Raw genomic sequence first — 11,864 nt, 5'->3', positions numbered from 1 at the left:
ATGTGTGTGGATCGTAGATTAATTACTTGGAGGATATAGTAAAACCATGCAAAGATCCCTGTTACTTTTCCAAAATAGTATCAATAGCAAGGAAACCCTTAGGGTATACCAGTATTCGCTTGACAAGTTTCTCTCTTACTTCAAACTACGTGATTATGACAGCTTGGTAAGAATGGACCCCAAAATGCTCCAGCAGATGATCGAAGATTATGTCATGGAAAAGAAAAAACAGAATAAAGCAAGAAGTACTATCAAGACACCTATTTCTGCACTTGAGCTATTCTGTGATACAAATGACATTTCTATAAACTGGAAGAAAATAAACCGATTACTGCCTCCACTAAAGAAAAAATCTGGTTCTCGAGCTTATTCCACAGAACAAGTAAAAAAAATGCTTGAAGCGACAACAGAAATTCGCAACAAGGCTCTAATCCACTTTATTGCAGCATCTGGCATAAGGATTGGAGCATTACCTGATTTGAAAATAAAACATGTGAGAAGCATATCTGATGGATGCAAAGCTGTGACTGTTTATCCTGGCGAACGTGAAGAATACATCACTTTTTTGACTCCTGAAGCGTCACAAGTACTTGATGAGTATCTTACCAAACGAACTCAAGATGGAGAAAACATCAATCCAGAATCTCCTCTGTTCAGACAAGTTTACGCATTTGGTATGGCAAAGGCAAAACCTCTCAAAAAAGTAAGTATTCAGGCCATTATTGATAGGGTTCTCAGACGTGCAGGACTAAGATTTGGTAGAGATGGAACCAGAAGAGATGTACAGCTTGATCATGGGTTTAGGAAAAGATGGAATACGATTGTAAAAACAACTGATGGTATTAAGATAATTCTTGCAGAAAAGATGTTTGGACATTCTACTCCAACCATTCCTCTTGATGAAACCTATGTTGATGCATCTGAATCTAAATTGTTTAAGGAATACAAAAAAGCCATTCTTGAATTAACCATTGATGATTCTCAGAGAAAACAAATACTGTTGGATACAGCACTTAAGGAAAAATCTGAACTTGAGAAAGAAATACCTGGTTTTATTGAGAAAGCTGTTCAGAGAGAACTTTCAAAATTAAGAAATGAAGGTTGGCAGTTAAACAAAAAATAATGAAATTTTATTCATAAAGTTAATTTTCTAAAAAGTTATGTGGCTACAATTAGCTATATTTTACAAAAATTAGGCATAATATTTTCCATTATTTGTGATTTTTCGAATTTTAAATAGTATTTTTTGTTATGAGTCTTATGCATTATTTAATAATTGATGACTTGATATGCCCTGAATGCAGTATTGGAAATTGTAATCAACATCAAGATGATCAAATTGTGATAGATGAAGAAACAGGTTTAGAAATTAAAGTACATTGTAGCTGCAAACATGAGGAGCGAAAGTGATTTTTTGGAAGAAACTGTAAATGTTGCTGCTGCTGTTGTATCTCCGCAATTACAAGAACTAAGAACTGTCAAACACATAAGATTAGTTCATTACAAAGAATTTAGTGAAATTCTTAAAATAAAATATGATAATAATGAAGAAGAAATTAACAAAAATGAAGAATATGAATTTGACCAAGTTGTTAGTTTTGGGTTATCTAAATTAATGCAAGAAGAAACAGGATATGAGTTAATCCATAATGGTAAAAAAGCCGAAAAAAGAGTAATGAAAAAATTAGGAAATATTGCATATCAATTACTTCAAATCTATTCATATCCAAAACTAGATGCCTCGGTATTGTCTCAAGTTTTAAACAATGCTTTGGGAAATATAGATCGACGTACTATTCTAGATTATCGAAAAACAATTCTTTATTATTGTAATATTCCTGAGGATGAAATTGACATGTGTAAAGACTCTCGTTTGGGACAACTAAATGTCTCAGGCTTTGTAAAACGAATTCCTAAAACATACTTTACAAATAATTCTTTATGAGCATGACAACAGCAACAACATCTTTTTGCCCAAATGATCATTCTCTGATCGAGAGAAAATTTATCATTTTTGAGAATAGATTATGAGAAGATCAACAATATCTAAGGATGGTATTAAGAATATGCCTAGAGCAAAACGAATGGATTCTATGGGAATAGATTCTAGTAAATTAAAACAATTCTGTAATTTATGGTCTATGAATACTCCTAGAGAAGTAATTCAAAAGAAACTAAACATTGGCCAAGCACAATATTATAGATACATAGATACCGCTGAAGATATTGTAGATGATTTTGTTTTAGGAATGGTTGATCATGGTCTTGTATTACAGTTTAGGGATGTATTATTACGAAAACAAAACAAGGTTATTGAACTCAGCAAATTAGCTGATAATGCCATAGAAAAACTAAAGAGGACTGATATGGATGGAAATCTGAACCACGTAAATCCATTATTGAATATTGTTAGAACTTATAACCAAACAGAGAAAGACTACAATGAGATGTTAGATGATGTAAAGATTGTTAATCAAACAGTAAAGACTCTCAATAAAGTAATAGCAAACCATACTAAAAATAAGGGCTAATTCTGAATTGCTTTTTTAAAAACTACCTAAACTAAGTTTTCCAATCGATTTTTTCTTCAGATAATTTTGTTATGGCAAACTTAATAACATGTGAGCGGTTGACAAATGCTTTTTCTTTAATCTTGAATCTATCAAGATTAGTAGAATTAAAAGGAATTTGGTGGATTTTTAGGCACAAAATTCTAAATTCCAGATACAAATTAAAAAAGATGAAAAATATTTGAATTAGAAGAGTCGACATTATCACAAATAGAATATGTGGATGTTATTTAGTTTAAGATGTAACTTTCATTGAATTAAGTTGTTGTTTGTCTTTTTTAATTAATTCCTTCATTTTTGATTCAAATTTAGACATATCTGGATAGAAACTCAACATTGTGTTAAAACCTTCTTTTTGTAAATTCCGAATGATTTTATTGGTTTTGCCTACTGAGAGTTTAGCTTTTTTTGCAATTTCTTCTTGGGTCATCGTTCTTCTCTCTTGATCAAAATAATTAGATTCCAATAGCAATTCAATTACTTTTCTATAATCTTTATTAAATTCAAATTTTGGAATTTCGTGAGGAATTGAGTTAACATTATGTTTCTCTTTTAATTCTTTAATCGTAATGCCTCGTTGAGTTAATGCATTTTGAAGTTGTTTTAAATGACTTGTTGTAACTTTGTCATCATAAAACGATTTGAAAACAAAGTATTGATTACCAGGATTTACTTCAATGTCACTAGATAGTTTGAATTTATTATCTAGAATATTTTTGCATATTAATGGATGTTTGGCTTTTACCCAAACAGCTATGTTTCCCGCTTGACTTTTACCCAAATCATAATCTAAAATCAACTTAGATTTTTTGAGAAAATTAAAGACAGTTTTAGCATTATCGATTTTCAAATTGTTAATTTTTACAAATCCTTCAAAATCATGAGTGCATGATAACAATTCGATTTTTATTTGTTTATGCAATTTTGAAGACAAAAATCCTGACCAATCATCAGGCTCTTTGGTTGTTTCCAAGATCCATTCTTTGAATCCATTATGAGCATTAGATAGTTTCTGAATCAAGTACCCTCACCACATTTATCACTATTGAATCTCCCATCACAATATACAGAATCTTGATCAAAAAGATTAATCATAGTATGAAGATATTCAAACTGCATGAATATATTCATTTCTTAGTATATAAAAATCATCACTCTAGAAAATCAAATCATCGTAAAACCCTGCCTGCAAGAACAAAAACCAACTCAAAAATAATTTCATGATAAGCATCATCAACAGTTATTTGAGATTTAAGAGCATGTTTATTTGCACATACCGTCATGATCGAAGACATTCTGGTATTTCCTCTGATGGAAACAGTTACATCACTAGATGCCCTAATAAACAAACATTCATCATCAAGTTCAACTAATAGACCCATTCTAGAAATAATACATCGTTGTAAATCAACATTGTCCACGAGTTCTTGAGCACCACAATTGGTGATAAAAATTCGGGCATCACGTATACGATTTCTGCGTCTTATATCTTCAACACTCATTTTGATTCATCTTTTTCCTTTTGATATTTTCTGTGTAATTTTTCTAGATGAAATTTGGTTTCTTTACGAATTTCAGAAATAATTCCTTGTTTTTCAACTAATAAAATTATAATTGCAGTGAAAAGTCCAACAAACAACAGACCCTCAAATTGAATCAATATTTTTATAAAATCAGGAATCAAAACAGTATCAGTGAAGGTATCAGAGCCAATTGTAAACATTGAAAATGTTTGGTAAAGGGAAATATGATATATATTAAAATTATTTGAAAATGGCATTGCAATAAAAAAATTACTTACAACTAAACACAATGCAATAAGCGATAATATCTTTAATCTATAATAATACCCTGGAAGATTATTATCTGACACCATTTTAATTTTGCTCCATTGTAATTTCTTCAATAATTTTTGAAAGTCTCGATTTAGACTCTTCAAATTTAATTGACGCATCTTTTAATTTTGATTTTTGATATAAAATATCCTCTAATTTCTGTGCAATTTTATTTTGCTCCGACATTGAAAGTATTGGAATTTGAATTTTTTCAAGATTACTCAAACTAATTCCACGAATTGTACTGCCTGTAGTACACTGTCTAAGTTGTTTTTGACCAAGTTCTGAATGCAAAAAAGAAGTAAGATATTCTGGAATAATTTTATTTGAATTAATCCGTATTCTTATTACATTATCACTGTAAATGACATTTTCAACATTTTTACATAATCCAACATTTCCAACAGTGCCTGAACGAGTGAGAACTATGTCTTTATTTTTTAAAAGAAATTTATCCATAGAAATTAATTCAAATCCAGTTAAATCAGCAGTTGACAAGTCAATTTCAAAATCTTTGATTTGTTGACCTTTTACTATTCTATATTTATCGCCTTTTCGTAGTTTATGATTCTTAACTCCAATAGAAATATCTGTAATCTCTTTTAAAAGACAAATTTGTTTTTGTGTTCCTAAATTGGATATATTTTTAAAATAATTCCCATCTAATCTTAGTTCCTCATTTAATGATGTATCAAATGTATGGCCTTTGTTTGTTTTTAAAAAAACGTGAAACTCTTCTATTATCTGAGAAAAATCATTTGCGTTTGTTGAAGAACCATGTTTATCATATCCCAAATTCTCTGCGTTTGCAATAAAAACATTGTATGAATTTTGATAAATTTTGGGTCCTAATTTCTCAAGTATCAATATAGAAGTCTTAATAGATGAATAAGGATAAAATGCATAGTCAGGTAAACCAACAATACCTAAAATCTTAAAATTTTTAGTGATAAATTCTCTAACTGCCAATGTTATCTTGTTAGAAATTATACCTTCAGGCAAAATAATCACTAATTTGCCGCCCTCTTTTAATAATTCCCAGCTTCTTTCGATAAACAATGCCTCTACATACTTACTTCCAGAAGTTGTTAGCATTGAAAATTTTTGATACTCTATTTGAGGAGTTAATCCAAAAGGTGGATGCGTCATAATGAGATCAAATGAATTAGGTTGAATTACATCATTAGATTTTTTTGAAAGTGTGTCTAAAGAATCAAGACTATTTGTACATAGTATTGTTGCATTTTCAATTTCATGTAGATAACAATTTATCTTTGCAAGGTTTGTCATAGATTCATTTATGTCTAATCCAACAATAGTCGCTCCTTTTTTTCCAGCATCAAATAGAAGTTTTCCAGTACCACATGCTAAATCCAAAACTTTCATCTCAGAAGTTATTGGGAATAAATTTGTCAAAAACGAAGCAATATTCGGTGGAGTTAAAAATTCTCCACTATTTTTTGTAAAAATAAAATATGGGAATCCAAGTTTAGAATCTGTTATTTTAGATTTTGTTAAAGAATATTTTTGAATTTTAAAAATTATTTCAACTAGTATGTCATGTGGAAGTTTAAATTTTGGTTCAAAAATTTGTGATTTTTGTTTTTTATTGAGTTGTTCTAAAATATTTTCAATTCTAGTAACAATTTTTAAATAATTTTCACTATTATCTGCTACAAATTGAGGCTTTTCAGAATTATTTTCATCAAAAATTTTTGCACCTATTAGCTTTAGAAGGTCATCACTGATTTCTTTTTCTGTAAGGTATCTTGATTTTGTTTTACTTCTTAAAACATCACAAATATTCCAAAAAAATAATTCTGGAGATTTTAAAATAATGTGTCGTTTTTGTTTTTTTGTTGAACTACTTGAGTATGTCGAAGGAATGTCTGGAATTGATTTAAGTTTATTTTGTTGTGATGAATTTTGAACAATATAGCACAAGTCATAAATCCCATCCGTTATCACAGAATATTGATTCCCTAACAATGAAGAAATTAATTCTAGATTTTGTTTTATTAATTCAGGATTCTCAGGAATTTTTTGTTTTACCTCAATTAGGATATATGGTAAACCATCTTTATACACAATAATGTCTGCTAACTGCCGTTTAGGTCCTACTTGTATTGGAACTTCTTTTCTGATGTTTTTTTGGTTAAAACCATATTCCTCTTCTAAACGTGAAATATAGTTATAGAGTGCATCTACTTCGGTTTCATAGTGAATGGTATCCACACTTTTTATTATATATACCATCATTTAAGGCTATCTAAAATATGCGATCAAAATATGATTTATTCTGCTATTTGGCAATTATTTTGTTATTTATAGTATGAAAAATGTCCCCTTTAGTTTGGTATTTTTTGTTCAATTCCACCAATAATTTTTGAAAAAATCGTTTCCATTGAATCTATTTTGGTTTGAATATCTATAGCAGAATCTACAGGATTCATCTGATAATGAGTGAGAATCTGCTCTTTGTGATATTTTCCATTTTTTAATTCAAATGGCTCTTTATTTTCAATTTTAGGAAAAATAAGTGCACCATAATTTGCATCTAAATTTATCAGATATGCCAACATCTTGTTTATGCCATCTGCTTTTTCAGATGATTTACTATAGTTTTTTGCATCAAATAACGCAACAAGTTTTCCATCTATGAAAACTGAAAAATCAGGTTGATGATCTAAAGTCCAGGTCTCGCCTTTTGTTTTATAGAATTTTCTATCATAATACATAACAATATCATGACCATCAAATCTGAATTCAAAAAAAGTAAGATCATCTGTAGATTTGCCTAGAATCAAATTAACATCCAGATGTTTCTTTACATTACAAAACTCAATAAATTCTAAAAATATCCAAGCTTCATAGATAGTATCTAAATCCGATAAAGAATCAATATGAAATCTAGTTGGATTTCCAGAAAGAAATTCTAAACTAAGTTCATTTAGCTTTTTTATCCAATCTAATAATTCCAAATAACCTTTGTTTCTAATTGTACCTTGTTTTACTCTAAATTCTACATCATTCATTAATTGTATGATTTCTTTATCGTTTGGTAATAACTTTGAAAATCGCTTACTTGCCTGAATTATTTCATAATAAGGAAAATTTTGAATTAATCTATTTGTATTTGATTCAACATCATACAAAGTTTGAATTTCATCCATGTGTAATGGCTCAGAAAATTTTGTGTTAATTAGAGTTGTAGCCTCTTTGTTTAACCAATTTGTACTCAAAAACAATAAAATATTTTCTGATGTTGCAAATTTTCTTGACCACGTACTCATTTCAAAACTTAAAGGAAATTGACCATTTGATTTGAGTATAGTTTTTTTCCAATCTATTTTACCTCTGATCATTTGTCCAACATAATCCACTGTTGGATAATCCACCTGAATTCGTCTAATAATTTTAGAATAAATCTGATAAAATTCTTCATATAATTTATGGAATCGTATAAAATCTGTCATTCTATCAGGCATAGAATTTGATTGTGTACCTGATTTTAGAACAAAATAATCCTCAAAACCGCCTCTATGAATTTTGAGAAGATATGCTAATCTCTCATACATGTATCTCCATTCCTCTTTTGGCGTTAACACAAATCTCACAAATTGATGCCATTTCTCACCTTCTAGCTTTACTTTCTCAAATTCAACATACAAGTATTGAAAATTTGGTAGTAATGTAAATTCAGGTCTGATTAGAGTTTTTGGATCAATGTTTTGTTCGTTTTTTATCCGAATAATTTCATCAGCTAGCTCTTGTCTGTTCATATCATTGTAGACGTTTTCAACAGAGATTGCAGTGATTTTTTAAATAATTCTTCTTTAAGAGGTTGATGATCTTCAAATCTTTTTTGCAAGTCATCCCATCCTTCTTTTTTAATCTGACCTTTAACAAATTGTTGAATGATTTGTTCTTGATGACCCTGACTTAATCTCATGTATGATAGTAAGTTTGCAAAATCGTCTTTGTATTTTTCTTTATTAGAACTGTCATCTTGAATCTTTTTAAAGAAATCAACAGGAATTGTATAGAATACAGCTATTATTGTTTCAATATTTGTAGATGAAATATTTTCTAGCTGAGGAATCAAGTTTGTCCTTAAACCAAAATCTAATACTTTATCAAAATTATTACTCATAGATGCTGCAACTAACATTGTTTGATAAATAGATTTGAGTATTGCAGTGCCTAATGGTTTTGACATTCTAACAAAGTCTAAAACATCATATGCTTTCTCTACTACTCTAACAAATTCTTTATTTGATTTTTCTTTGTTAATTATTTTTTTATCTAAACTATCGTCAAGAACAATTAATGATGAATAATCATCTTTTGGTAATTGAAGTATTGCATTTTTTATTGCATAATAAATCTCATGATCTTTGTCTTTACGTTCTGGTGAATTTACTTCTACATATGCAAATCTTCGTTTAAGAGCATCAGATAGATGAAATAAATAATGTTTATCTGCAGTATTGAGAGTTCCTATAATTCTATAGTCTTTAGGAATGATAAATTCTGAGTATCCACGTTTATTGGTATCTGGTACTTTTAGCTGTCTACTTTCAAGCGATGTGAATAGCTGACCAAAGGCTTTATCGATATCTGCTCTGTTAAATTCATCAATTATTAACCACGTTCCATGCGATGATTTGTTTTCTCTCATACGTGATACTCTTTTGATAGAATTTTCAGATTCCCAGTTTTTTAGCACAGTTTCAGAGACACAACCTAATTGTACTTCATAACTTGGATTTTTACCAACCATCTTAGGCATAATTCCACCTATCACATCTGTTGTGTTCCAATCAGCTGTTGCCGTATGCTCTTCTGCATAATATCCACCGCTTTCTGTCCAAAATACTCTTGGAATTTTTCTAGCAAGCTCAGTTTTTCCGGTTCCTACTGGTCCAGCTAAAATTATGTGTCTACCACTTGCTAAATTAATTACAATATCTCTAATAGTATCAGGATCTACAATCAAATCTTCAAGAATTTTGTTTACTCCTTCTTCCATTTCTTTAGATGTAATTTTTCTTAATGAAACATCATCAAAAGATTCTAGTATTTCATCTTGAGATTCGTTTATGGTAGTATTTTCATCCGTATCTGTATTTTCCTCTGTATCCTCATCTGTATCATTAGATTGTCCAGGTTTAGCACATAATGTATTCCATAAAAAGTAAGAATAGTCTTCTACACTCCAATTTTTCATAATTGGATGTGCTTTTTTAATTTCAATTAACTTGAATTGTTTTTGAGTAAGATTATCACCAAGTTCTTTTTGTGGAATTTTAAAATAATTTAATAAATTATTGATGTGTTTCATAGATGTTATTCCAAGAAATGTATTTGGAAAATAAACTGCTAAAATTTTAGATCTTATTTGTCTATGAATAATAAAATTACTTGTATCGTCAATAACATTGGATAGTTGTTGAACATTATGATTCTCCACAAAAATTCTTCCTGCATTCACTATTCTTTGAATTTGTTCTAATATTGCCGAAAACGCTTCTTCTTTATTTTGATAACTTGGATGATGCCAGAATTTTCCTTCATCTCTTTTATAAAATAAACCAAATTTTCTAGCAGTGCCTCCAATATGTCCAAATGTTCTTGTTTTTTGTTCTAACATATAAGAAAAATTTGAACGATTTTTATCCCCATCTTCATCATCTAATCCTAACGCATAATCTTCAATAGTAATATTTTGAATTTCATTTGAAGGAAACTTTGTTATGAATTCTTTTCTTTGTTCTATTTTTTCATGATCCGAATAGTATGGCCAATGCCATGGTTGATTGAAAATAGTTCTATCTTGATTAAATCTTTTAATCAGAGTTTCAAACTCATCAGTTGACATAACAGAAGATATTTTATTTGACATTATTTGTTTATAATCTTCTTCTGATACTGCATTTACTGTGATAAACCATGATGGTTGATCTGGAATTTCATACTCGTTTGTATCTAACCACTCTACTGGATATGTGTGCATATACTTTAGAGCAGGTTGATATTGATAATCTCCTATGACTCTACCTATCCCAACAATATGTGATTTTCCCTTATTTGCAATAATGATATCTCCTTTTTTTATTGACAAAAAATCTCGAAATTGTGAGCTGGTATTTCCAATTGCACTTGGCCAAAGTTCTCGTAGTTTTTGATGTATTGATTCAAAAGATTTACCATCTAAATCACCTAATTCATTCCATCCTATAGCAACAAGTCCAAGTGCTTTTTGAATTTTCCAATCCGAAGCTTGTGGGCCTGGTGCAATCTTCCAATAGTTTACAGATGATTCTGATTTATTTTGCAGTAATACATTCCATTTTGTTTGAGTATTTTTGATTAATTCATTTAATGCAGGTCCTTCTGTAATGTGGTTAAATCCTTTGACTAGTGGCAGTCCTGTAGAAATTGGAACAAGATCTGTATCTGATTGAGCAAATTTGATTGTATCTAAGTATATTTTATGTGTGAAATATGCTCTGTTTGTTTTTCGTTCTTCTGGCCAATATTTTTCTTCTTTGTTAATTTCTTTTTTACGAATAATACCTATTCCAAAAAATCCTGATTCTGTAAAATAAATTGGCTCATGTTTTGTTGAATAATAAAAAACAATATCTCCTTCTGAGGCTAAATCATAAATTGCTGTATTTGTAGGAGTACTATCTGCAACCCCCCATCTCAATGGTTGATGTTCTATTGTATGATTCCAGTTTTCCCATGGTCCTAACGCAATAAAATAATCTGGATTTGTTTTAATTTTATTTTCATAAATTTTTTGATTACATAATGATACTGTTTCTAAAATATCAAAATAAGAAACACTGTAATCTAGATTTATAGAATAATTTCCATCATCACTTTTTGTAATAATATTTCTTTCTTCTAATACTGAAAATACAGTTCTACCATTATCATATATCTCAATATCTTTATTATAAAATTTTAAAGCATCAACTAGAATGTTTTTTGTAGTTGTAAAATTATTTTCTAACAAAGTTTTGATTATGACAAATTGATAATTTGCTTGTGGTCTAGCCTCTGCTGTGATGAAATTTTTTAATTCTTCAATATCCATAGGTGCAGAATCGTTTTCATTATTTTTATCAATTTGTTCTTGATATTTTTCTTTGTATATTCTATTTCGTGGTTTTGAGCGAACTCTATAGTTACAACATTTACAAAAAAGATCTTTTGTATCTTCTGTAGCTTGGTTTCCTTGTTTATCTTTACACCCCTCTTTGGTCATGTAAATTTCACAAATTTGGCATCTGACTTGACCGTTAGAGTATCGATTTCCATTATTAGGACGCTCTGCTCGATATTGCTTGCAAATCTCTTTACATTGACGTTTTGGTTTTTCTTCAGACATATTTCTCTCAAAAATTTATTGTAATTAGATATCGTGTATGCTAATATTAGAATATGA

General features: G+C 29.4%; 10 protein-coding genes. 4 read left to right on the top strand and 6 right to left on the bottom strand.

Features of this window, described 5'->3' with window-relative positions; genetic code table 11:
* Positions 1-46 precede the first annotated feature (46 nt).
* The 4 genes from MY1_RS06075 (at position 47) to MY1_RS06065 (ending at position 2,531) form a co-directional block, all read left to right on the top strand.
* Positions 47-1,123 carry a tyrosine-type recombinase/integrase gene (locus MY1_RS06075; protein ID WP_081470652.1) on the top strand — a complete coding sequence of 359 codons (1,077 nt, stop codon included), beginning with the start codon at positions 47-49 and terminating at the stop codon, positions 1,121-1,123.
* A 137-nt stretch (positions 1,124-1,260) separates the two neighbouring features.
* Positions 1,261-1,410 (top strand): hypothetical protein, encoded by a 150-nt coding sequence (locus MY1_RS09700; RefSeq protein WP_007550965.1) that lies wholly within the window; start codon positions 1,261-1,263, stop codon positions 1,408-1,410.
* A 4-nt stretch (positions 1,411-1,414) separates the two neighbouring features.
* A complete protein-coding gene (locus MY1_RS06070) occupies positions 1,415-1,945 on the top strand; it encodes a hypothetical protein (RefSeq protein WP_007550963.1) in 531 nt (176 codons plus the stop codon).
* An 82-nt stretch (positions 1,946-2,027) separates the two neighbouring features.
* Positions 2,028-2,531: a hypothetical protein gene (locus MY1_RS06065; RefSeq protein ID WP_007550961.1), complete on the top strand. Its 504-nt coding sequence runs from the start codon at positions 2,028-2,030 to the stop codon at positions 2,529-2,531.
* A gap of 274 nt (positions 2,532-2,805) precedes the next feature.
* Here MY1_RS06065 and MY1_RS06060 read toward each other — a convergent pair whose 3' ends face one another.
* The 6 genes from MY1_RS06060 to MY1_RS06035 all read right to left on the bottom strand — a co-directional run bounded on the left by MY1_RS06060 (position 2,806) and on the right by MY1_RS06035 (position 11,807).
* Positions 2,806-3,591: a winged helix-turn-helix domain-containing protein gene (locus tag MY1_RS06060; protein ID WP_007550959.1), complete on the bottom strand. Its 786-nt coding sequence runs from the start codon at positions 3,589-3,591 to the stop codon at positions 2,806-2,808.
* Between the two features lie 148 nt (positions 3,592-3,739).
* A complete protein-coding gene (locus MY1_RS06055) occupies positions 3,740-4,072 on the bottom strand; it encodes a hypothetical protein (protein ID WP_048109877.1) in 333 nt (110 codons plus the stop codon).
* Positions 4,069-4,446: a hypothetical protein gene (locus MY1_RS06050; protein ID WP_237698806.1), complete on the bottom strand. Its 378-nt coding sequence runs from the start codon at positions 4,444-4,446 to the stop codon at positions 4,069-4,071. The genes MY1_RS06055 and MY1_RS06050 overlap by 4 nt, the downstream gene beginning before the upstream one ends.
* Before the next feature lies 1 nt (position 4,447).
* Positions 4,448-6,640, bottom strand: coding sequence for an N-6 DNA methylase (locus tag MY1_RS06045; RefSeq protein WP_117439722.1), 2,193 nt, complete (start codon positions 6,638-6,640; stop codon positions 4,448-4,450).
* A 113-nt stretch (positions 6,641-6,753) separates the two neighbouring features.
* Entirely contained in the window at positions 6,754-8,187 is a 1,434-nt protein-coding gene (locus tag MY1_RS06040) for a hypothetical protein (RefSeq protein ID WP_007550953.1), read from the bottom strand.
* Complete coding sequence (locus MY1_RS06035; protein WP_007550952.1) at positions 8,184-11,807, bottom strand: AAA family ATPase; 3,624 nt, start codon at positions 11,805-11,807, stop codon at positions 8,184-8,186. Before MY1_RS06035 ends, MY1_RS06040 begins: the two co-directional genes overlap by 4 nt.
* Positions 11,808-11,864: the final 57 nt, after the last annotated feature.

This window comes from Nitrosarchaeum koreense MY1 (assembly GCF_000220175.1).
GTDB lineage: Archaea > Thermoproteota > Nitrososphaeria > Nitrososphaerales > Nitrosopumilaceae > Nitrosarchaeum > Nitrosarchaeum koreense.
This window is presented reverse-complemented; position numbering and strand designations above follow the sequence as displayed.